Here is a 20,583-nt window from a genome sequence, read left to right on the forward strand (position 1 = left end):
GAGCCGGTGTGACGGCAGAAGTGACAGACCGCCCGCGCGAACAATGGGGTACCCGTGCGGGTTTCCTCTTGGCCGCGATCGGCTCGGCGGTCGGCCTGGGCAACATCTGGCGCTTCCCCAAGGAGGCGTACGACAACGGTGGGGGTGCGTTCCTCGTGCCGTACCTCATCGCTCTCCTCACGGCGGGAATCCCGCTGCTGATCTTCGAGTACGCGGTAGGGCATCGCGCCCGCAAGGGGGCTCCCCGCGCGTACCGCCGGCTGTGGCGGCCGCTCGAGGCCGTCGGATGGTGGCAGGTGGCGATCTGTTTCGTGATCGCGACCTATTACGCCGTGATCGTCGCGTGGTCGATCCGGTACATCGGCTTCTCCCTCGATGAGCGGTGGGGATCCGATCCGGACGCCTTCTTCAGCGGTGAGTTCCTCAACAGCAATCCGACGCCGGGCATCTTCGCTCCGTTCGTTCCGGGCGTGCTCATTCCCCTGATCGCGGTGTGGGCGATCACGATCGCCGTGCTCGCGATCGGCGTGAAGCGCGGGATCGAGATCGCGAACAAGATCTTCATCCCGCTGCTCGTGGTCTTGTTCATGATCCTGGTGGTCCGGGCGCTGTTCCTTCCCGGCGCGATGGACGGTCTCAACGCCTTCTTCACGCCCGATTGGTCGCGCATCCTGGACGGCACCGTCTGGACGGCGGCCTACGGCCAGATCTTCTTCTCGTTGTCGGTCGGTTTCGCCATCATGGTCACGTACTCCTCGTACCTCAAGCGCAAGGCGGATCTCACCGGGTCGGCCATGGTTGCGGGCTTCGCCAACAGCTCCTTCGGGATCCTCGCGGGCATCGGGGTGTTCGCCACGCTCGGGTTCATGGCGGCGCAGACGTCGCAGCCGATCTCCGAGGTCGTCTCCGGCGGCCCGGGCTTGGCCTTCGTCGCCTTCCCGCAGATCATCTCGGAACTGAGCGGTGGTGCGGCCCTGTTCGGTGTGCTCTTCTTCGGCAGCCTCGTCATCGCCGGACTCACCTCGCTGATCAGTATCGTTCAGGTGATCGTTGCGGCCGTGCAGGATCGTCTGAACATCGGCCGGCTGCCCGCCGTGGCGCTCGTCGGCGGTGCCACCGCGCTCGTCTCGATCGGGCTCTTCCCGACGCGCAACGGGCTCTACATCCTCGACGTCGCCGATCATTGGATCAACCAGTACGGCATCCTTCTGGCGGCGCTCGTCGTCGTGGTCGTGGTGGCGGTCATCGGGAAGCTGCCGCTCCTGCAGCGGCACGTCGACTCGGTCTCGAGCATCCGGGTGGGCCGAGCGTGGATCGTGCTGATCGGCGTCGTCACGCCGATCATGCTGGCCTTCATGATGGTTCGCAGCCTGCAGGACGAGCTGGCCGAGAACTACGGAGGCGGCAGCTACACGACGGCGTACCTGCTCACCCTGGGCTGGGGCGTCGCCGCCGCCGCGATCGTCTTCGGCGTGCTCATGGCCCTGATCCCCGATAAACGGGCCGATGCCGAAGACCGTGCGTACCTGGACGACCTGGAGGAGAAGATCTCATGACCGCACCGGCACTCATCATGCTCGTCGTTTCGACCATGATCCTCTGGGGAGGGCTGGTAGGCGCAGTGGTGAACTTCCGGCGCCACCCCGAGCTCGACGGCGACGAGTGATCACCCGCCGAGGACGTCGATGACGACCTCGGGGCGAGCCCGGTCGACGGCCAGGCGCCACACCTCCTCGGCGAGGTCGTCCGGGTGGAGGGTGATCGCCGACAGGTCCTGATCGGGAGCGTTCGCGATCGTGGCGGCGGCGATGTCGCCGCCGGCGATCATGCCGCCGACGGTGAGGATGCCCGCCTGCACGCCCTCGGGCTCGAGAGCGGCGTGCAGGTTGAGCGCGTACGACCGGTACGCGGCGGCGACGAGCGCGAGGCCGCCGACGTCGGGCATCGGGACGGTCGCGCTCAGGCCGCCGATGAAGACCAGTGCGCCGGCGTGCGCACGGAGCTCGGGGAGCACCGCACCGGCGAATTCGACCGCGGACCCGACCGTGGTGAGCGCCGCAGCCGCGTCGGCGGGTGTGAGCTCGGTGATCGGGCCGAGCGCGACGGGGGCGGCGGCGCCGTAGTAGGCCACGTCGATACGCCCGAAGTGCGCCCGCACCTGCGCGACGACGGCGTCGACGGCGCCGGGCACCGTGACGTCGACCGGGAACGCCTCGGCGTCGACGCCGAGGTCGCGCAGTTCCTCGACGTAGCCGGCATGACGCTGCGCCGACCGCGAGGCGAGGGCGATGCGATAGCCGCGCCGGCCGAAGGCGCGGGCCACCGACATGCCGAGACCGGGGCCGGCGCCGACGACGAGCAGAACGGGGTTCTCAGTAGTTGAGGTCATACTCAACTTAGTACCAGAAGTTGAGGTCGCTCTCAATATCGCTACGCTCGGGGCATGGCACCCCGCGCGGACGCGGTCCGCAATCGGCAGAAGCTGCTCGACGCCGCGTTGGCATTGTTCGCACAGGAGGGTATCGACGTGCCGCTGGAGCGGATAGCGAGAGCGGCCGGCGTCAGCATCGGCACGCTCTACAACAACTTCGCCGATCGCGGCGCGCTGCTCGACGCCGTGCTGCCCGAACGGCTCGCCGAGCTGGAGCGCCTGGCGGCGCAGAGTGAGGACGCACCCGATCCCTGGACGGGTTTCAGTGGCTTCCTCGAGGCGATGTTCGCCGGGCAGGCGCGGCATCGCGCCGCGAACGAGGCGATGGCACGCGGCCCACTCGGCGACGTCGACCTGACGGCGGAGTGCGGGCGGTCCGGCAGCGCGGTGCGCTCCGTGCTCGATCGCGCCCACGACGCGGGGGTGATCCGCGCGGACTTCGGCTACGACGACCTCGCGGCGCTCATGGTGGCGGTGGCCGCGGTGATCGAAGCGACCCGGGGCGACGACCGCCGGTGGCGCCGCCACCTGCACCTGCAGCTCGACGGTGTCCGGACGGTGCGGGGCTCCGGCGCCTGAGCCCGGCCGCGGGGTATGTTCGTGACGTGCAGCGGCGAATCATGGGAATCGAGACCGAGTTCGGTGTCACGTGTACCTTCCACGGGCACCGTCGCCTGAGCCCGGACGAGATCGCCCGGTACCTGTTCCGGCGCGTGGTCTCCTGGGGGCGCAGCTCGAACGTCTTCCTGCAGAACGGCTCGCGCCTGTACCTCGATGTGGGCAGCCACCCCGAGTACGCGACCGCCGAGTGCGATTCGATCCTGCAGCTCGTCACGCACGACAAGGCGGGGGAGCGGGTGCTCGAGGACCTGCTCCTCGACGCCGAGCAGCGCCTGCAGGACGAGGGCATCGGCGGCGACATCTACCTGTTCAAGAACAACACCGACTCGGCCGGCAACTCCTACGGCTGCCACGAGAACTACCTGGTGAGCCGGGTGGGAGAGTTCTCCCGCATCGCCGACGTACTGCTGCCGTTCCTGGTGACCCGCCAGCTCATCTGCGGCGCGGGCAAGGTGCTGCTCACGCCGAAGAACGCGACGTACTGCCTGAGCCAGCGCGCCGAACACATCTGGGAGGGCGTCTCGAGCGCCACCACCCGCAGCCGGCCCATCATCAACACCCGCGACGAGCCGCACGCCGATGCGGAGAAGTACCGCCGGTTGCACGTGATCGTCGGCGACTCGAACATGTCCGAGACCACCACCATGCTCAAGGTGGGCACCGCGCACCTGGTGCTGGAGATGATCGAGGCCGGCGTGCAGTTCCGCGACTTCTCGCTCGACAACCCGATCCGGGCGATCCGCGAGGTCAGCCACGACACCACCGGGCGGCACGAGGTGCGCCTGGCCGGCGGTCGCCAGGCGGGGGCGCTCGACATCCAGCGCGAGTACTACACCAAGGCCGTCGACTACCTCGCCACGCGCGAGCCCGACGCGCAGCTCGCCCAGGTCGTGGATCTGTGGGGACGCACGCTGGACGCCGTCGAATCGCAGGACTTCTCCGGCGTGGACACCGAGATCGACTGGGTGATCAAGCGCAAGCTCTTCCAGCGCTACCTGGACAAGTACTCGATGGACCTGGCCGATCCGAAGATCGCCCAGCTCGATCTCGCGTACCACGACATCAAGCGCGGCCGCGGCGTCTTCGACGTGCTGCAGCGCCGTGGCATGGCAGCGCGCGTCACCACCGACGAGGCGATCGACGAGGCCGTGAAGACGCCGCCGCAGACGACGCGGGCGAAGCTGCGCGGCGACTTCATCACCGCCGCGCAGGCGGCTGGCCGGGACTTCACCGTCGACTGGGTGCACCTCAAGCTCAACGACCAGGCGCAGCGCACGGTGCTGTGCAAGGACCCGTTCCGCAACGTCGACGAGCGGGTGGAGCGCCTGATCGCGTCGATGTGACGGCGGGTCGCGTCGGTGCGCCCCGCGGCGGCGGATAGAACGTAAGATCGACACGTGGCAACTTCGCGGATCGAGCGTCTCACCAACCTGGTGATATGCCTGCTGTACACGCAACGCCCGCTCGACCGGGACTACATCCGGAAGAACGTCTTCGGCTACGACCCGGAGTCCGACGACGAGGCATTCGAGCGCATGTTCGAGCGCGACAAGGCCGACCTGCGCGAACTCGGCGTCCCCATCGAGGTGGCGCCGGTGTCCCGGATCAACTCCGCCGTCGGCTACCGCATCGCGCTCGACGAGTACGCCCTCGGCGACATCGACCTCGATCCCGAGGAGGCGACCGCAGTGGCCGTCGCGGCCGCGCTCTGGCAATCGCCCGAACTGTCCGCCGCGGCGCAGTCCGCGGTGCAGAAGCTCCGGGCGGGCGGCATGGACGTCGACGGCCCCGGTGCCGGCGTGACCCCGGGGATCGCCCCGGACCGCGGCGCCGAGGCCGCCCTGCTCGCGATGCTCGAGGGAGTGGATCGGCGCCGCCAGGTCACCTTCGAGCACCGCGCGAACCCCGCCCAGCCCTACGTCGACCGCACGCTGCACCCGTGGGGCGTGGTCACCTTCCGCGGCAGTGCCTACGCCGTCGGCCACGACGTGGCCCGCGACGCGGTGCGCACCTTCAAGCTCAGTCGCGTGCGCGGGGGCGCGGTGACCGCCCGCCCCGCCACCGTCCGCCCGCCGGAAGGTTTCGACCTGCACGCGCACGTCGTCGCCACCGTCGCCGAGCGCGACCCGATCGGCACCGCCCGGCTGTGGGTGGCGCAGGGCCGGGGCGACGGTCTGCGCCGGCTCGCCTCCGCGCAGACCGACGCGGAGTTCCGCGGCCGCGCCGGCACGGAGCTGACGGTCGAGATGCGTTCGGTGGACGCCGTGGCCCGCGAGGTGTGCGGCCTCGGCCCGGATGCGGTGGTCTTCGAGCCGGTGCACCTGCGCGATGCGGTCGTCGACCGGCTCACCGCGCTGGAGGGGAAGCGATGAGTACACAGTCCAAGCAGCCGAGCCGGCAGATGCAGCGTCTGGCGCGCTGGCTCAACCTGATCCCGTACTTCCGCAGCCATCCCGACGCCGATCTCGAACGCGCCGCCGCCGACCTCGGCGTCACCGTCGCACAGCTGCGCAAGGACATCACCGGACTGACCATGTGCGGCCTGCCCGGGATGTTCCCGGGCGACCTCATCGAGATCGACTACGACGAGGCCGGGGTCGACATCGAGTTCAGCGCCAAGCTCGATCGCCCGCTCAAGCTCACCGGGCCCGAGGCGGCGTCGCTGCTACTCGCCCTGCGGGCGCTGGCCGACTCGCCCGGCGTCGCGGACCCGGCGGCCGTGCTGCGCGCCATCGCCAAGCTGGAGGCCGCCGTCGCGGGGGCGGGCCGCGACACCGTCGCCTCCATCGACGGCGCCCAGGACACCGGCCCCGTGGCCGCGATCGCGGGCATCGTCCGCGGCGCCCTGCGCGACGGTCGCGCCCTGCACCTGCGGTACTACTCGGCCACCCGGGACGCCGCCACCGAGCGGGACGTCGACCCCATCGCCCTCGACACCTTCGCCGGCCACAGTTACCTGCAGGCCTGGTGCCGCGCCAGCGAGGGCCTGCGCATGTTCCGGCTCGACCGGATCGACGAGGCCGTCGTCCTCGACGAGCCCGCGTCGGTACCCCAGCACGTCGAGCCCGCGTCCGGCCTGTTCGACGGTGCCGCCGCCGACGAGCTGACCACGGCGACCCTCGAGGTCGGCCCGGGTGCGGCGTGGGCGCTCGAGTACCACCCGTTCACCGTGCTCTCCGAGGAGGCGAGCGGTCCGGTGATCGCGACGATGCAGTACGCCACCGAGGCGTGGATGGTGCGTTTCGTGCTCAGTTTCGGCGGTGAGCTGACGGTCCGCGGCCCGCAGTCGCTCGCCGACGCCGTGGCCGAGCGCGCCGCCGCCGGACTCGCCAACTATTCATGAAGTGGACACCTGGGCCGGGCGGTCACGGCGCGGTCGGGGTGGACGCGATCCGGTAGTCTCAGTAGAGGTATTCGCGAAGTTAGTGAGGCAGCATCATGGGGCTCACCCACAACATCTGGGCATGGATCATCATCGCCGTCGTCCTGCTGATCCTGTTCGGCGGCAAGAAGCTGCCGGACGCCGCACGCGGGCTCGGCCGTTCGATGCGCATCTTCAAGAGCGAGATGGACGAGATGAAGACCGAGGGCGACGGCAAGGCCGCCGCTCCGAAGCCGCAGGCCGAGGTCACCGACCAGCCGATCGACGTGCAGACGGTGCAGCCGTCCGAGGCCGATCGCAAGTCGGCGTAGCCGCCTGCCCCTTTGAAGATCCCGTTCGATCCACGTCGTCGCCGTGCCGTCGTCAATCCCGACGGCACGATGTCGATCGTGGAGCACCTCTACGAGCTCCGGACCCGTCTGCTGTGGTCCCTGGCCGCGATCGTCCTCACCTCGATCGTCGGCTTCTGGTGGTACAGCCACGGGCCGTTCGGGCTGCCGTCGACCGGTCACCTGCTGACCGGTCCGTACTGCGACCTGCCCGCCACCTCCCGCGCGGAGATCACGCGCGACGGTGAGTGCCGCCTGCTCGCGACGGGCGTGTTCGACCAGTTCAACCTCCGCCTCAAGGTGGCCGTCGCGACGGGTGTCCTGCTCGCCTGCCCGGTGTGGCTCTACCAGATCTGGGCCTTCATCGTCCCCGCGCTGCACCGCCAGGAGAAGCGGTACACCGCGATCTTCGTGACCCTGGGCGGCACGCTGTTCATCAGCGGCGCGGTGCTCGGCTACTTCATGATCACCAGCGCGTTCAGCTTCTTCCTCACCGTGGGCAACGAGACCCAGGTGACCGCGCTGCAGGGGCCGGAGTACTTCAGCTTCGTGCTCACCGTGATGGCGATCTTCGGCGTGAGCTTCGAGCTGCCGCTCTTCATCGTCGCGCTCAACCTGGTCGGCGTGCTGCCGTACACCAAGCTCGTCAAGTGGCGCCGTGGCCTGCTGCTGTCGATGTTCATCTTCTCGGCCGTGATCACGCCGTCGGGCGATCCGTTCACCATGCTCGCGCTCGGGGCGGCGCTGGCGCTGCTGCTGGAGCTGTCCATCCAATTCACCCGCTTCCACGACCGGCTCAAGCGCAAGCGCTCGGGCGGCGACGCCTGGGAGGGCGAGATCGACGACGAGACCGCGTCGCCGGCACCGTCGGCGCCGCAACCGATCGGGGCGTCCGCGGGCCCCGCCGGCAGCGCCGTGCCCGCCCCGGCGCCGGTCGGCCCTGCGGAGAAGCTCACGCGCACGTCGATCCCGCGTTCGGGGTTCGATGACGTCCTCTGAGTTCGACGGCTTCACCGCCGCGCTCGACTTCACCCTCGATCCGTTCCAGGTCCAGGGCTGCCGCGCGCTCGAGGAAGGGCGCGGCGTGCTGGTGTGCGCCCCGACGGGCGCGGGCAAGACCGTCGTCGGCGAGTTCGCCGTGCACCTCGCGCTGGCGGCCGGCACCAAGTGCTTCTACACCACGCCGATCAAGGCCCTGTCGAACCAGAAGCACGCCGAGCTCACCGCCCGCTACGGCGCCCACAACGTGGGCCTGCTCACCGGCGACACCGCGATCAACTCCTCGGCACCGGTCGTCGTGATGACCACCGAGGTCCTGCGCAACATGCTCTACGCGAACTCCACCACCCTCGACGGCCTGAGCCACGTCGTGATGGACGAGGTGCACTACCTCGCGGACCGGTTCCGCGGCGCGGTCTGGGAGGAGGTGATCCTGCACCTCCCGCAGGACGTGCGACTGGTGAGCCTCTCTGCCACGGTCTCCAACGCGGAGGAGTTCGGCGCCTGGATCACCGAGGTCCGCGGCAGCACCGAGGTCATCGTCGACGAGCACCGGCCGGTGCCGCTGTGGCAGCACATGCTCGTCGGGCGCAGGCTCTTCGACCTGTTCGACACGAAGGCGCTGCGCACCGCGCAGGAGTCCGGGCAGAAGAACCTGGTCCTCGACGCGGATCTCGTGCGCTACGTCAAGCAGCGCGAGGCGCTCGACCGCAGCTTCGAGCCGGGCATCAACAGCCGCACGGGGCGCCGAACCGGCGGCCGAGGACGTCCTCAGGCCACGCGGCGACCGATCCCGCGGCCCGACGTCATCGCGCTGCTCGACGCCGAGGGCCTGTTGCCTGCGATCACCTTCGTCTTCTCCCGCTCGGGCTGCGAGCAGGCGCTCACCCAGTGCCTCCGCTCGCCGGTGGTGCTCACCGACCAGGCGCAGGCCGAGGAGATCGGCCGCATCGTCGACAAGCACGTCGCCGAGTTCTCACCGGCCGACCTGGACCTGCTCGGCTACGAGGAGTGGCGCGCGGCCCTGCTGCGCGGCTTCGCGGCCCACCACGCCGGGATGCTGCCCGCCTTCCGGCACGCGGTCGAGGAGCTGTTCGTCAAGGGTCTCGTGCGCGCCGTCTTCGCCACCGAGACCCTCGCGCTGGGCATCAACATGCCGGCGCGCACCGTCGTGCTCGAGCGGCTGGTCAAGTACAACGGCGAGTCCCACGTCGAGCTCACCCCCGGCGAGTACACCCAGCTCACGGGCCGGGCGGGCCGCCGCGGGATCGACGTCGAGGGGCACGCCGTGGTGCTGTGGCAGACGGGGGTCCGCCCGCAGGAGGTGGCCGGACTCGCCGGTGCGCGCACCTTCCCGCTGGTCAGCTCGTTCTCGCCCGGGTACAACATGTCGATCAACCTGCTCGACCGCCTCGGCCGCGAGGGCGCCGAGCGGCTGCTCGAAGCCAGCTTCGCGCAGTTCCAGGCGGACCGGTCCGTGGTCGGCCTGGCCAAGCGGGTCCAGCGGGGGGAGAAGGAACTCGCGACCCTCGGCGCCCAGATCACCGAGGCCGCCGGCGGCGCCGACTACCTCGAGTACGTGCGCCTGCGCGAGGCGGTCCGCTCCCGCGAGCGGTCACTGCGCCGGGAGCACCTCGCCGATCGCCGCGACGGCGCCGCCACGGCACTCGCGGAGTTGCGCCGCGGCGACGTCATCGCCGTCACCGGTGGTCGCCGACGGGGCCTCGCGCTCGTCGTCGAGCCGTCCGGCGACCGCCGCGATCCCAAGCCCGTCGTCGTGACGGAGAGCAGTTGGTCCGGCCGCGTCGGCGCGAGCGACTTCGTCGGCGAGGTCCAGGTGCTCGGGACGCTCCGCGTGCCCAAGAACGCCGACTACCGCTCGGGCCGGGGCAAGCGCGATCTCGCGTCGACGCTGCGCAACAGCGCGATCTCGGCCCCGCGGCAGCAGGCCAAGGCGCAGCGTCCGGCCGCGACCGATTCCCACTTGGCCGACCTGCGCGCCCGAATGCGCGCCCACCCCGCCCACACCGGGCAGCGCGCACCGGAACTGGACCGCCTCGCGGAGCGCTACGCCCGGCTCGAGCGCGAGATCAGCGGGTCGGCGGCGACGGTCCGCGCCACCACCTCGTCCCTCGCGGTGACCTTCGAGCGGATCGTGAGCCTGCTCGGCGAGCGCGGATACATCGCGACCGTCGACGGCGAACCCGAGCTGACCGAGTCGGGGCACCGTCTGGCCCGTGTCTACAGCGAATCGGACCTCCTGGTCTGCGAGTGCATCGAGGACGGCGTCTTCGACGGGCTCGACCCGGCAGGACTCGCCGCGGTGGTCAGCGCGCTGGTCTTCGAATCTCGGGGAGAGCGCGGCGGGATGCTGCTGACCGGTGAGAAGCTCCCCGGCGCCGTGCGGTCCGCGATCCGCGACGTGGCCGACCGCTGGACCGACATCGTGGCCGCCGAGGCGGCGCACCGCCTCGAGCCGAGCCGGGAGCCGGACATCGGTTTCGTCGCCCCGATGCACCAGTGGGCGAGCGGCGGCACGCTGGCCGCCGTGCTGCTCGCAGCGGGCGAACGCGGTCGTCCGCTGCCCGCCGGCGACTTCGTGCGGTGGTGCCGTCAGGTGATCGATCTGCTCGATCAGATCAAGCAGACCTCGTTCGACACCCGTCCCGGTCTGGCGACCGTCGCGACCGCGGCGATCGCCGGCGTACGGCGCGGCGTCGTCGCGGAATCAGGGTGAGCATCGGGTATCTTGACCCGAAGAGGCGAACGTCACGGGCCGACGGCCCGTGACCGGGGAGGAGTCGATACATGAGTAACCCGCAGGATCCGAACCAGTGGGGGCAGCAGGGGTGGCAACAGCCCGGCCAGCAGCCCCCGCAGCAGGATCCCACCCAGATCGCACCCCAGTATGGCCAGCAGGGTTTCGGCGCTCCCTCCGGTGAGCAGACGCAGATCTCACCGCAGTACCAGGGCGGTCAGTGGGGCCAGCCCCCGCAGGGCGGGCAGATCCCGGGGCAGCCGATGCAGGGCCAGCCGTACGGCGGGTACCAGCAGCCCCAGACGCCGCAGTTCGGTCAGGACCAGTTCGGTCAGCAACCCGCGCAGTTCGCCGGCCAGCAGTTCGGCCAGCAGTTCGGCCAGCCCCCGCACCTGAACGGGCCGCGCAAGTCGAAGACGGGCCTGATCATCGGCATCGCGGCGGCGGTCGTCATCGCCATCGTCGCCCTGGTCCTGCTCATCGGCTGGGCCACCGGCGTCTTCTTCGGCAAGAAGTTCGACAACGCCAAGGTCAACGAGGGCGTGACCACCGTGCTCAAGGAGAGCTACAACGAGAGCGACGCCAAGGACGTCTCGTGCAACACCGACGGCGTCAAGGTGAAGGAGGGGGAGACCTTCACCTGCACCGCGAACGTCGGCGGCAAGGAGAAGACGGTCTCCGTCAAGGTCCTCGACGACGAGGGCAAGTACCAGGTGGGCGCGCCCAGCTGATCCCCGCCCGGAACGCCTCAGCCCGCGAGCGCGGCGAGCAGGCGTTCCACCTGCGCCCCGATCCGCAGCTCCTCGGCCAACTCGGCCAGGCGCTGCGGATCGCGTGCTTTCCGGGGCAGTTCGTCGGAACCCGAGAGGGCCACGTCCGCGTCGCGCTGCACCCACACCACGTCCCAGGCGGCGTCGAGGTAGTCCCCGGAACCCACGATCGATGTCGCGGCGCGGGCCGGCAGCGGCGACGGGACCGCGGCGGCCGCCTCGCGGATCGCGGCGAGGGAGCCGTACTGCAGCAACAACTTCGAGGCGGTCTTCTCGCCGATCCCGGGTACGCCGGGCAGGCCGTCGGACGGATCACCGCGCAGCAGAGCGAGTTCGGCGTAGGCCTCGCCGGCGCGCTCGAACGGCACCCCGTACTTCTCGGCCACCTCCGCCTGCCCGAACATCTCCGCCTTGGCGATACCGCGGCCGATGTAGAGGCACCGCACGCCGGGCGCGGCGTCGTCGGCCACCTGCAGCAGATCCCGGTCGCCGGAGACGACGATCACCGGATCGGCCTTCTCCCGCGCGGCGAGCGTGCCGAGCACGTCGTCGGCCTCCAGGCCGACCGCGCCACCGGTCGCGATACCGACGGCATCGAGCACCTCGAGGATCATGTCGACCTGGGGGGAGAGGGTGTCGGGCACCTCCTCGGCGCTGCCGTCGCCGTCCTCTGCCACGCGGTGCGTCTTGTAGGTCGGCAGCAGCTCCACCCGGAACGCGGGACGCCAGTCCAGGTCCAGGCACGCGACGAGTCGGCCCGGCCGGTGCGTCGCGATCAGCTGCGAGGTCATGTCGAGGAAGCCGCGCAGGGCGTTCACGGAGCGCCCGTCGGAGGCCTTCACCTTGTCCGGGATCGCGTAGTAGGCCCGGAACCACAGCCCGGCGGAGTCGAGCAGCATCAGCGGGCGCGCGTCGTTCGTCACGGGAAGCATGGTGTCACAATCGGAGCATGACCCTCTTCGCTTCCCAGGTGTACGCGACCCGTCTCACCAAGGCCCAGCAGCTCGCGACGGAGGCGGGGACCCCGCTCGTCATCACCCCCGGCCCCGATCTCGCCTACCTCACCGGCATCGTCAGCGAGTCCTTCGAGCGCCTGACGGCCCTCGTGATCACCGAGTCCGGCTTCGGGCTCGTCGTCCCGCGGCTCGAGCTCGCCATCCTCAAGGACTCGTCGGTCCCGGGCCTGGGCGACGCGGGCGTGGAGCTGGCCGTCCTGGACTGGGTCGACGGTGACGATCCGTACGCGCTGGTCGTCGACCGACTCGCCGGTGCGTCGACGGTGGCCGTGGCCGACGCGGTCCCCGCGCTGCATCTGGTGCCGCTGCTCGACCGCGGGCTCGGGGTGCGGCTGGCGACGGGCGTGCTGCGCCGGCTGCGGATGATCAAGGACGCGGCCGAGCTCGACGAGCTGCGCGCCGCCGGTGCCGCGATCGACCGCGTGCACGCACGGGTGCCGCAGATCCTGGCGGTGGGGCGCACCGAGCGCGAGGTGGCCGGCGACATCGCCGCCGCGATCGTCGAGGAGGGCCACACCGAGGCCGCGTTCATCATCGTCGGCTCCGGGCCGCACGGCGCCGACCCGCACCACGAGGTCTCCGACCGCGTCATCGAGGCGGGCGACATCGTCGTCGTGGACATCGGCGGGCCGCTGGCCTCGGGCTACAACTCGGACTGCACCCGCACGTACGCGATGGGCGCCCCGTCGGCGGAGATCGCCGAGCAGTACGCGCTGCTCGAGCGGGCGCAGCGCGCGTCGGTCGAGGCCGTGCGCCCCGGGGTGAGCGCCGAGTCGATCGACGCCGCCGGACGCGACGTGCTCGCGGCGGCGGGCCTGGGGGAGTTCTTCCTGCACCGCACCGGGCACGGCATCGGGCTCTCCGTGCACGAGGAGCCCTACATCGTTGCGGGCAACGACATTCCGGTCGAACCGGGCATGGCCTTCTCGATCGAGCCGGGAATCTACTTCAGTGGCCGGTGGGGCGCGCGGATCGAGGATATCGTCATCGTCACCGAGGACGGCTGCGAGCCGGTGAACACCCGGAGCCACGGCCTGACGATCCTCTAGCAGCGAGACACCGGAGGCAGCATGACCCACGGCGGCGGCACGACGGCCGACGGTCCCTCGATCTTCGAGGAGGGCGAGGGCAACAGCGGCCGCGTCATCCAGATCGCCGTCGTCGCGGCGATGGGCGGCCTGCTCTTCGGCTACGACAGCGCCGTCATCAACGGCGCCACCAAGGCCATCGAGGGACGCTTCGACATCCACGGCTACACCCTCGGCTTCGCGGTGGCCTCGGCTCTGCTCGGCGCCGCCGCCGGTGCCATGACGGCGGGCCGTATCGCCGACCGGATCGGCCGCCTGCGGGTCATGCAGATCGCGGCGGTGCTGTTCTTCCTCAGCGCCGTGGGCTGCGCGTTCGCCACCCAGACCTGGATGTTGATCCTGTTCCGGGTGATCGGCGGCGTCGGCGTCGGCGTCGCGTCGGTGATCGCCCCGGCGTACATCGCCGAGGTCTCCCCGGCGCGGATCCGGGGACGGCTGGGCTCGCTGCAGCAGCTCGCGATCGTGCTCGGCATCTTCCTGTCCCTGCTGATCGACTGGCTGTTGGCCTCCCTCGCGGGCGGCGCCTCGAACGACCTGTGGCTGGGCATGGAGGCCTGGCGGTGGATGTTCCTGGTCATGGCGATCCCCGCGGTCGTCTACGGCGTGGCGTCGACGCTCATCCCCGAGTCGCCGCGCTACCTGGTCTCCCGGCACCGGATCCCCGAGGCGCGCCGGGTGCTCACGATGCTGCTCGGCGAGAAGAACCTCGATCTCACGGTGCACCGGATCGAGGAGAGCCTCGCCGGCGAGGAGAAACACTCGTGGCGCGACCTGATGAAGCCGGGCGGCGGCGTGTACCCGATCGTCTGGGTGGGCCTGCTGCTGTCGATCTTCCAGCAGGCCGTGGGGATCAACGTGATCTTCTACTACTCGAACATGCTCTGGCAGGCGGTCGGGTTCGAGGAGTCCCAGTCGAACCAGATCAGCGTCTTCACCTCGATCGTCAACGTCGTCGTCACGATCGTCGCCATCCTGCTGGTGGACCGGATCGGGCGCCGCCCGCTGCTGCTCATCGGCTCGATCGGCATGACGGTCTCGCTCGCCACGATGGCGCTGTGCTTCAGCACCGCCGAGATGATCGACGGCAAGCCCTCGCTCACCGGCGCGGTCGGTGTCCTCGCGCTCGTGGCCGCGAACCTGTTCGTCATCTTCTTCGGGGTCAGCTGGGGCCCCGTGGTCTGGGTGCTGCTCGGCGAGATGTTCCCCAACCGCATCCGCGCCGCGGCGCTCTCGCTGGCCGCGGCCGCGCAGTGGGCGGCGAACTGGGCCATCACCGTGACCTTCCCCAAGATGGAGGGGAACCTCACGCTCGCGTACGGCCTGTACGCGACCTTCGCCCTGCTCTCGCTGTTCTTCGTCTACCGGTTCGTCCCGGAGACCAAGGGCAAGACCCTCGAGGACATGGACGGGAACCTGCCCGCCCGCTAGGCGCGCAGCGTGCTCGACCCCAGCACGCGGGTGACCTCGATCTCGATCACCACGCGCTGCGGGTTCTCCCGCGGCGGCTTGTAGCGGACGGCGTAGCGCGCCTCCGCGTCGCGGACCGCTTCCGCGTCGGTCACCACTCGCGCCGGGCCCTCCAGCGTGAGCCAGCGGGCACCGTCGACCTGCGTCAGCGCCGCGTACCCGCCGCGCGCGGCGTTGCGCGCCTTCTGCGTGTGGCCGGAGGTGATCACCCGCGCCAGACCGGTCGCGGGGTCGTAGGTGAACGCGATCGCCACGGTGTGCGGCGTCCCGTCGGCACGCAGGGTGCTCAGCGTCGCCAGGTGACGGTCCGTCACGAAGGCGAGGGCGTCGGGGTTGAGGACGGGGCGGTCACGGTTCGGCACACCGCCACGGTAGTCCGAACCCGCGCGTCTAGTCTGGTCCGGTGAGTGCGGACAGGATTCCCGACGGTGCGGTGCTGCTCCTGGGCGGCCGGAGCGAGGTCGGCCTGGAGGTGGCCAAGCGGATCGCCCCGGGCCGCGACGTGGTCCTCGGCGCCCGCCGCTCCGAGTACCTCGACGAGCAGATCGCCGCGTTGCGCGAGGTCGGTGCCACCGGCGTCTACCCGATCGAGTTCGACGCGGACCGCACGCAGGAGCACACCCGGTTCCTCGACGAGGTCGCCGATCGCTTCGGCCGCATCGGCGTCGCCGTGGTCGCCTTCGGCATCCTCGGCGACCAGGCCCGCGCCGAGGCGGACCCCGCGCACGCCGTGCAGATCGCGCAGACCGACTACGTGGCACAGGTGTCGATCCTCCTCGGCCTGGCGAACCTGCTGCGCGTGCAGGATCCCCGCGTGGGCGGCAAGGGCGCCATCATCGCCTTCTCGTCCGTCGCCGGGGTGCGGGTCCGCAAGGCCAACTACGTCTACGGCAGCACCAAGGCCGGGCTCGACGGGTTCGTGCAGGGCTTCACGGACTCCCTGCACGGCAGCGGCATCCATGTGCTGCTCGCGCGGCCGGGGTTCATCGTCGGGACGATGACGCGCGAGCTCATGGCGTCCGGGGTGCGGCCCGCGCCGTTCAGCCGCACGGCCCCGCAGGTCGCGGAGGCGACGGTGCACGCGCTGCGCCGGGGCCGCCGCACCGTGTGGATCCCGCCGCTCCTGCGTCCGCTCTACGCCGGCCTGCGCTTCGTCCCCCAGGCGATCTGGCGCCGGATGCCCCGATGACGGTGACGGTGGTCGGGATCGGCGCCGACGGCTGGCCCGGCCTCACCGACGGTGCGCGGCGCGCGCTGCTCGACGCGAGCGTCATCCACGGCGCGTCCCGGCAGCTCGCGTACCTCCCGCAGGACATCGCCGAGGAGGCCGCGCGTCCGTGGCCCTCGCCGCTGCTGCCCGCGATCGACGGGCTGGCCGACGGGGTGCACGTCCTGGCCAGTGGCGACCCGATGTTCTACGGGGTGGGCGCGACGATCGCGCGCCGGCGCCCCGACCTCGACCTGCGGGTCATCCCGCACCTGTCCTCGTTCGCGCTGGCCTGCGCCCGGCTGCGCTGGCCCGCCGAGGAGGTCACCGTCGTCTCCGCGGTGGCGCGCGATCCGGCGCCCCTCGTGCAGGCGATCCGCGCGGGCCGGCGCACGATCGTCCTCAGCGAATCGGGCGCCACCCCGGCGGCGATCGCTGACCTGCTGCGCGACGCCGGTCTCGCCGCGACGATGACGGTGCTGGAGCAGCTCGGCGGTGGCCGGGAGAAGGTCCGCCCGTTCCGCCGGGACCTGCGCATCGACGACCTGAACGTGGTCGCGCTCGAACCGGAGGCGCCGGCGGGGGAGTTCGTCTTCGAGCACGACGGCCAGATCACCAAGGCCGACATCCGCGCGCTGACGGTCGCGGCACTGCGCCCCACGCCGGGCTGGATCTGGGACTTCGGGGCCGGATCGGGTTCCGTCGGCATCTCGTGGGCGGCACAGGCCGGTGGCTCCGTCGTCGCGGTGGAACGCCGCGCCGACCGGGCGAAGACGATCACGCGCAACGCCGCCCGCGCCGGGGTACCGCTCGAACCGGTCGTCGGCGACACCGCGGACCTCACCGCGGACCTGCCCGTACCGGACGCGATCTTCATCGGCGGCGGCCTCACCGAGACGCTCGCGGCGGCGTGCGTCGGCGTGCTGCCCGCGGGGGGCCGGCTGGTGGCGAACACGGTCACCGTCGAGGGGCAGAACCTGGTGAGCACCCTGCGCGCCCGGTACGGCGGCACGCTGCGCAGCTACACGGTGGCCGACCTGGAACCGCTCGGCGGCGGGACCGCGTGGCGCCCGCGGCGACCGATCGTGCAGTGGGTGTTCGTGAAGGAGGCGTCGTGACGGTTCATTTCATCGGTGCGGGCCCCGGGGCCCCCGATCTGTTGACGCTGCGCGGGGCGGAGCTGCTCGCGCGCTGCACCGTGTGCCTCTACGCGGGATCGCTGGTGCCCCAGCAGATGCTGGACCGCTGCCCACCCGGCGCGGAGCTGATCGACACGGCGCGGATGCCCTTGCCGGACATCGTGGAGGCGATGGTCGCGGCCCACCGGGCGGGCCGCGACGTCGCACGGCTGCATTCGGGCGACATCTCGCTCTACTCCGCGTTCACCGAGCAGGCACGCCGTCTCGACGCCGCGGGTGTGCCGTACGAGATCGTCCCCGGCGTCCCGGCGTTCGCGGCCGCCTCCGCCGCACTGGGCCGGGAGCTGACGGTGCCGGGCGTCGGGCAGTCGCTGCTCATCACCCGCGTCTCGACGCTGTCGACCGATATGCCCGCCGGCGAGGATCTCGCCTCGCTCGCCCGCACCGGGGTGACGCTCGCGCTGCACCTGGCCGCGCACCGGGCGCAGGCGCTCACCGACGATCTGTTGCCGCACTACGGCGCCGATTGTCCGGTCGCCGTGGTCGCCTTCGCCAGCCGCGACGACGAGCGGATCGTTCGCTGCCGGCTCGCGGACCTGCCGGAGCGGCTCGCCGCGGAGGGCATCACGAAGACGGCGGTCATCTTCGTCGGGAAGGTGCTCGACGCGGAGGTCTTCGAGGAGAGCTATCTGTACTCCGCGCGCCGGTTGCGCGCCCCGGGAGCGAGCCACTGATGCGCCGGGTGCTGATCCTCGGGGGGACCGCCGAGGCGCGAGAGCTGGCGAGGTCGCTCCACGAGGATGCGCGGTTCACGGTGATCAGCTCGCTCGCCGGCCGGGTCGTGGATCCGCGGCTGCCGGTGGGGCAGACACGGATCGGAGGGTTCGGCGGACCGTCGGGCCTGGCGGCGTTCCTGACTGAGCACCGCATCGACGTGCTGGTCGATGCCACGCATCCCTTCGCGGCGACGATCTCCCGCAACGCGGCGCGGGCGGCGGACGACGCCGGTGTTCCCGCGCTGGCGGTGCTGCGCCCGCAGTGGGAACCGCTACCGGGTGACCGCTGGTCGCGGGTGCCGACGGTGGCGGCCGCCGCCGGGGCGCTGGCGGGCCGCGACGGCGGCCGGGCGATGCTCACCACCGGCAGGCAGGACGCGCACGAGTTCGCGACGCTCGATCACTGGTGGTTCCTGATCCGGGTGGTCGACGCTCCGTCGGGGCCGCTGCCGGCGCACCACGAGCTGCTGCGTGCCCGCGGACCGTACACTCCCGATGCGGAACGGGCTCTCCTTCGCGCGCACGACGTGGATGTCCTGATCACCAAGAACAGCGGCGGGGATCTGGTGTCCGCCAAGCTCGCCGCGGCCCGGGAGCTCGGCATCGAGGTGCTCATGGTCGAGCGCCCCGACCGGCCGTCGGAGGTGCCCGCGGTGCCGACCGCCGAGGCGGCCTACGCCGCGCTCCTCGCCGACGCCTGAGTCATCGCCGCGAAGCACAACCAGAAGTTGTCGATCCCGCCGGTTTTCGAGCGGCAGAGCGGAGTTCGCGCCCCTACGATGGCGGTGTGGGCCTGCAAGCCCCCGAACGCTACGACGAGGAGACGCGCATGACGAACATCGACATCCCGAGCCCGGTCGGGGAATTCATCGACTCCGTGAACGCCGGCGACGAGGCCGCCTTCCTCGACGCCTTCACCGCGGACGGCTTCATCGACGACTGGGGTCGTGTCTTCGGCGACCGCGCCGCGATGCAGGGGTGGAGCGCGAAGGAGTTCATCGGCGCCAAGGGTGTCCTGACGCCCGAGAAGGTCACCGTCGACGGCGATACCGTCACGGTGGTGGGCGACTGGCGCAGCACGCACGCCAACGGGCTGAGCGAGTTCACCTTCGCGGTCGCGGGGGATCGCCTCAGGTCCATGACGATTCGCGAGGGCTGACGACCGTGCGGACGATCATCATCGTCACCCTCGGGATCGTGGTGGCGCTGATCTTCCTGGCGGTGGGGCGCAGGTCGGCGGCGATCGGCCCGCAGCGCGCGGCCATCGCCTTCGTCGTGCTGTGGACCCTCGCGATGATCGGCAACCTCGCCGTCGGCGTCTCGCACGGCTACACCGTCGCCGAGGAGCTGCCGATCCTGCTGGTCAACGTGGTGCCCGGCGCGATCGTCGCCCTGGTCGGCGCGCGCCTGCTCACTCGAGAAGCGCACTGACGGCGGCGCGGCGCCGTGCGAGCTCGTCCAGGTCCGCATCGATCCGGGACAGCGCGGCCCGCATCGTCGCCTCGACCGTGGGGCACAGCTCGACGGTCCGCTCGTCCCGCGCGCACGGCAGGATGACGCGGATCGCCTCGGTGTCGAAGCCCGCGTCGAGCAGTCCCCGGATGCGCCGCACCTGCGCCGGCGCGGCGGCGCCGTAGACGCGGTAGCCGGCGTGCGTGCGGGCCGACGCGAGGAGCCCCTTCTCCTCGTAGTACCGGAGCGAGCGCGCGCTCGCACCGGTGAGCTCGGACAACTGACCGATCAGCATCTCGCCCTTGACCTTCACACCGGTGGCAACCCGCACACTGCACGCATGTATTCCGATGATGCGAGCGCGATCCTGTCCGAGACCCACTACGAGATCGTCGACGACGGACGCCCCGGCCCGGTCGTCGCTCTCGCCCACGGGGCCGGCGGCGGCGTGCGGGAGAACTTCGGGCCCCTGATCGACGGCGTGTCCGATCGCCGGTTCGTCGGGCCGTACTGGCCCGGTTCCGGCGGTACCCCGCGGACCGACCGGCCGCTCGAGATCGACGAACTGGCCGACGCGGTCGTCGCGGCGGCGGTCGACGCGGGCGCGGAGCGGTTCCCCGTCGTCGGGCTCTCCCTCGGCGCCGCGATCGCCGTCACCGCGGCACTCCGTCACCCCGAGCACGTCTCCGCGCTGGTCCTGACGGTCGGACTGGCCTGCGCCGACTTCCGCGTGCGCACCGCGACCGACACGATCGGTGCCTTGGCCGCCGCGGGCGCGTGGGACGCACTCGCGGCGTACGTGCTCGGCGCCGCGTCCTCGGAGACGACCCTGCGCGCGCTGACGGACGAACAGCTCGAGCGGGCGCGCGTCGAGGTCCGCGACGGCATGCCGGCCGGTGCGCCCGACCAGATGGAGGTGGCGGGCCGGGTCGACGTGACCGGGCTCCTGCCCCGCGTGAGCGTGCCGACTCTGGTCGCCGTGTCCGGCGGCGACCGCCTCGTGCCCGTCGACATCGGCCGGCGTTTCGCCGAGATCCCGGGTGCCCGGTTGGTCGAGTACCCCGACGCGGGGCACGTCTTCACCCCGGCGGAAGCGGCGGTGTGGACGGCCGACGTGGCGGAGTTCCTGCGCGCGCTCGCGTGAGCGC

General features: G+C 71.2%; 23 protein-coding genes. 19 read left to right on the forward strand and 4 right to left on the reverse strand.

What is annotated here, in order from left to right; translation table 11 throughout:
* Positions 1-8 precede the first annotated feature (8 nt).
* Both BLQ62_RS12060 and BLQ62_RS12065 read left to right on the forward strand, forming a co-directional pair.
* Positions 9-1,556 (forward strand): sodium-dependent transporter, encoded by a 1,548-nt coding sequence (locus BLQ62_RS12060; protein ID WP_082756390.1) that lies wholly within the window; start codon positions 9-11, stop codon positions 1,554-1,556.
* A complete protein-coding gene (locus tag BLQ62_RS12065; protein ID WP_068534445.1) occupies positions 1,553-1,666 on the forward strand; it encodes a methionine/alanine import family NSS transporter small subunit in 114 nt (37 codons plus the stop codon). Before BLQ62_RS12060 ends, BLQ62_RS12065 begins: the two co-directional genes overlap by 4 nt.
* Here the strand turns inward: BLQ62_RS12065 and BLQ62_RS12070 are convergent, their stop codons facing one another.
* Positions 1,667-2,389 carry an SDR family NAD(P)-dependent oxidoreductase gene (locus BLQ62_RS12070; protein WP_082756388.1) on the reverse strand — a complete coding sequence of 241 codons (723 nt, stop codon included), beginning with the start codon at positions 2,387-2,389 and terminating at the stop codon, positions 1,667-1,669.
* Between the two features lie 54 nt (positions 2,390-2,443).
* Here BLQ62_RS12070 and BLQ62_RS12075 point away from each other — a divergent pair, with 54 nt between their 5' ends.
* The 8 genes from BLQ62_RS12075 (at position 2,444) to BLQ62_RS12110 (ending at position 11,251) form a co-directional block, all read left to right on the forward strand.
* Positions 2,444-3,010, forward strand: coding sequence for a TetR/AcrR family transcriptional regulator (locus BLQ62_RS12075; protein WP_068534442.1), 567 nt, complete (start codon positions 2,444-2,446; stop codon positions 3,008-3,010).
* 26 nt (positions 3,011-3,036) lie between these two features.
* Entirely contained in the window at positions 3,037-4,395 is a 1,359-nt protein-coding gene (pafA, locus tag BLQ62_RS12080) for a Pup--protein ligase (RefSeq protein WP_115391356.1), read from the forward strand.
* Between the two features lie 54 nt (positions 4,396-4,449).
* On the forward strand, positions 4,450-5,424 hold the full coding sequence (locus BLQ62_RS12085) for a helix-turn-helix transcriptional regulator (protein WP_068534438.1): 975 nt from the start codon (positions 4,450-4,452) through the stop codon (positions 5,422-5,424).
* On the forward strand, positions 5,421-6,395 hold the full coding sequence (locus tag BLQ62_RS12090) for a helix-turn-helix transcriptional regulator (protein ID WP_068565235.1): 975 nt from the start codon (positions 5,421-5,423) through the stop codon (positions 6,393-6,395). Before BLQ62_RS12085 ends, BLQ62_RS12090 begins: the two co-directional genes overlap by 4 nt.
* 95 nt (positions 6,396-6,490) lie before the next feature.
* The gene (gene tatA, locus BLQ62_RS12095; RefSeq protein WP_068565232.1) at positions 6,491-6,745 is read left to right on the forward strand and encodes a Sec-independent protein translocase subunit TatA; all 255 of its coding nucleotides are present in this window, start codon (positions 6,491-6,493) and stop codon (positions 6,743-6,745) included.
* A gap of 12 nt (positions 6,746-6,757) precedes the next feature.
* Positions 6,758-7,762, forward strand: a complete 1,005-nt coding sequence (gene tatC / locus BLQ62_RS12100; RefSeq protein WP_068565230.1) for a twin-arginine translocase subunit TatC — start codon at positions 6,758-6,760, stop codon at positions 7,760-7,762.
* Positions 7,749-10,499 (forward strand): DEAD/DEAH box helicase, encoded by a 2,751-nt coding sequence (locus BLQ62_RS12105; protein ID WP_068565228.1) that lies wholly within the window; start codon positions 7,749-7,751, stop codon positions 10,497-10,499. The genes tatC and BLQ62_RS12105 overlap by 14 nt, the downstream gene beginning before the upstream one ends.
* Before the next feature lie 71 nt (positions 10,500-10,570).
* A complete protein-coding gene (locus tag BLQ62_RS12110) occupies positions 10,571-11,251 on the forward strand; it encodes a DUF4333 domain-containing protein (protein WP_068565226.1) in 681 nt (226 codons plus the stop codon).
* Positions 11,252-11,268: 17 nt separating this feature from the next.
* Here BLQ62_RS12110 and BLQ62_RS12115 read toward each other — a convergent pair whose 3' ends face one another.
* Positions 11,269-12,222, reverse strand: coding sequence for a 5'-3' exonuclease (locus BLQ62_RS12115; RefSeq protein WP_068565224.1), 954 nt, complete (start codon positions 12,220-12,222; stop codon positions 11,269-11,271).
* 17 nt (positions 12,223-12,239) lie between these two features.
* Between BLQ62_RS12115 and BLQ62_RS12120 the strand changes: the two genes are divergently transcribed.
* Together BLQ62_RS12120 and BLQ62_RS12125 are read left to right on the forward strand one after the other, a co-directional pair.
* Positions 12,240-13,355, forward strand: a complete 1,116-nt coding sequence (locus BLQ62_RS12120; RefSeq protein WP_068565221.1) for a M24 family metallopeptidase — start codon at positions 12,240-12,242, stop codon at positions 13,353-13,355.
* 21 nt (positions 13,356-13,376) lie between these two features.
* Positions 13,377-14,822: a sugar porter family MFS transporter gene (locus BLQ62_RS12125; protein ID WP_068534418.1), complete on the forward strand. Its 1,446-nt coding sequence runs from the start codon at positions 13,377-13,379 to the stop codon at positions 14,820-14,822.
* On the opposite strand, the gene BLQ62_RS12130 is transcribed toward BLQ62_RS12125, so the two are convergent.
* Complete coding sequence (locus BLQ62_RS12130) at positions 14,819-15,223, reverse strand: pyridoxamine 5'-phosphate oxidase family protein (protein WP_068534417.1); 405 nt, start codon at positions 15,221-15,223, stop codon at positions 14,819-14,821. The genes BLQ62_RS12125 and BLQ62_RS12130 overlap by 4 nt on opposite strands.
* 41 nt (positions 15,224-15,264) lie before the next feature.
* Between BLQ62_RS12130 and BLQ62_RS12135 the strand changes: the two genes are divergently transcribed.
* The 6 genes from BLQ62_RS12135 to BLQ62_RS12160 all read left to right on the forward strand — a co-directional run bounded on the left by BLQ62_RS12135 (position 15,265) and on the right by BLQ62_RS12160 (position 19,414).
* Positions 15,265-16,050 (forward strand): SDR family NAD(P)-dependent oxidoreductase, encoded by a 786-nt coding sequence (locus BLQ62_RS12135; RefSeq protein WP_068565219.1) that lies wholly within the window; start codon positions 15,265-15,267, stop codon positions 16,048-16,050.
* On the forward strand, positions 16,047-17,186 hold the full coding sequence (gene cbiE / locus BLQ62_RS12140) for a precorrin-6y C5,15-methyltransferase (decarboxylating) subunit CbiE (protein WP_068565217.1): 1,140 nt from the start codon (positions 16,047-16,049) through the stop codon (positions 17,184-17,186). The genes BLQ62_RS12135 and cbiE overlap by 4 nt, the downstream gene beginning before the upstream one ends.
* On the forward strand, positions 17,183-17,941 hold the full coding sequence (gene cobM, locus BLQ62_RS12145; RefSeq protein ID WP_068565215.1) for a precorrin-4 C(11)-methyltransferase: 759 nt from the start codon (positions 17,183-17,185) through the stop codon (positions 17,939-17,941). Before cbiE ends, cobM begins: the two co-directional genes overlap by 4 nt.
* On the forward strand, positions 17,941-18,684 hold the full coding sequence (locus BLQ62_RS12150; RefSeq protein ID WP_068565213.1) for a cobalt-precorrin-6A reductase: 744 nt from the start codon (positions 17,941-17,943) through the stop codon (positions 18,682-18,684). The genes cobM and BLQ62_RS12150 overlap by 1 nt, the downstream gene beginning before the upstream one ends.
* Before the next feature lie 86 nt (positions 18,685-18,770).
* Positions 18,771-19,142, forward strand: coding sequence for a nuclear transport factor 2 family protein (locus BLQ62_RS12155; RefSeq protein WP_231857583.1), 372 nt, complete (start codon positions 18,771-18,773; stop codon positions 19,140-19,142).
* A gap of 5 nt (positions 19,143-19,147) precedes the next feature.
* Complete coding sequence (locus BLQ62_RS12160; RefSeq protein WP_068534403.1) at positions 19,148-19,414, forward strand: hypothetical protein; 267 nt, start codon at positions 19,148-19,150, stop codon at positions 19,412-19,414.
* Here BLQ62_RS12160 and BLQ62_RS12165 read toward each other — a convergent pair.
* Complete coding sequence (locus tag BLQ62_RS12165; RefSeq protein WP_197467285.1) at positions 19,395-19,766, reverse strand: MerR family transcriptional regulator; 372 nt, start codon at positions 19,764-19,766, stop codon at positions 19,395-19,397. The genes BLQ62_RS12160 and BLQ62_RS12165 overlap by 20 nt on opposite strands.
* Positions 19,767-19,775: 9 nt before the next feature.
* Here BLQ62_RS12165 and BLQ62_RS12170 point away from each other — a divergent pair, with 9 nt between their 5' ends.
* A complete protein-coding gene (locus BLQ62_RS12170; RefSeq protein ID WP_068565211.1) occupies positions 19,776-20,579 on the forward strand; it encodes an alpha/beta fold hydrolase in 804 nt (267 codons plus the stop codon).
* Positions 20,580-20,583 lie beyond the last annotated feature (4 nt).

The organism is Tsukamurella pulmonis (genome assembly GCF_900103175.1).
GTDB classification, from domain to species: Bacteria; Actinomycetota; Actinomycetes; order Mycobacteriales; family Mycobacteriaceae; genus Tsukamurella; species Tsukamurella pulmonis.

Bases quoted from the DNA above. Each gene is read 5' to 3' on its own strand.
- BLQ62_RS12065 (WP_068534445.1), top strand. From the start codon at position 1,553: ATGACCGCACCGGCACTCATCATGCTCGTCGTTTCGACCATGATCCTC.
- BLQ62_RS12070 (WP_082756388.1), bottom strand. From the start codon at position 2,389: ATGACCTCAACTACTGAGAACCCCGTTCTGCTCGTCGTCGGCGCCGGC.
- BLQ62_RS12075 (WP_068534442.1), top strand. From the start codon at position 2,444: ATGGCACCCCGCGCGGACGCGGTCCGCAATCGGCAGAAGCTGCTCGAC.
- BLQ62_RS12090 (WP_068565235.1), top strand. From the start codon at position 5,421: ATGAGTACACAGTCCAAGCAGCCGAGCCGGCAGATGCAGCGTCTGGCG.
- tatA (WP_068565232.1), top strand. From the start codon at position 6,491: ATGGGGCTCACCCACAACATCTGGGCATGGATCATCATCGCCGTCGTC.
- BLQ62_RS12105 (WP_068565228.1), top strand. From the start codon at position 7,749: ATGACGTCCTCTGAGTTCGACGGCTTCACCGCCGCGCTCGACTTCACC.
- BLQ62_RS12110 (WP_068565226.1), top strand. From the start codon at position 10,571: ATGAGTAACCCGCAGGATCCGAACCAGTGGGGGCAGCAGGGGTGGCAA.
- BLQ62_RS12115 (WP_068565224.1), bottom strand. From the start codon at position 12,222: ATGCTTCCCGTGACGAACGACGCGCGCCCGCTGATGCTGCTCGACTCC.
- BLQ62_RS12120 (WP_068565221.1), top strand. From the start codon at position 12,240: ATGACCCTCTTCGCTTCCCAGGTGTACGCGACCCGTCTCACCAAGGCC.
- BLQ62_RS12125 (WP_068534418.1), top strand. From the start codon at position 13,377: ATGACCCACGGCGGCGGCACGACGGCCGACGGTCCCTCGATCTTCGAG.
- cbiE (WP_068565217.1), top strand. From the start codon at position 16,047: ATGACGGTGACGGTGGTCGGGATCGGCGCCGACGGCTGGCCCGGCCTC.
- BLQ62_RS12150 (WP_068565213.1), top strand. From the start codon at position 17,941: ATGCGCCGGGTGCTGATCCTCGGGGGGACCGCCGAGGCGCGAGAGCTG.
- BLQ62_RS12170 (WP_068565211.1), top strand. From the start codon at position 19,776: ATGTATTCCGATGATGCGAGCGCGATCCTGTCCGAGACCCACTACGAG.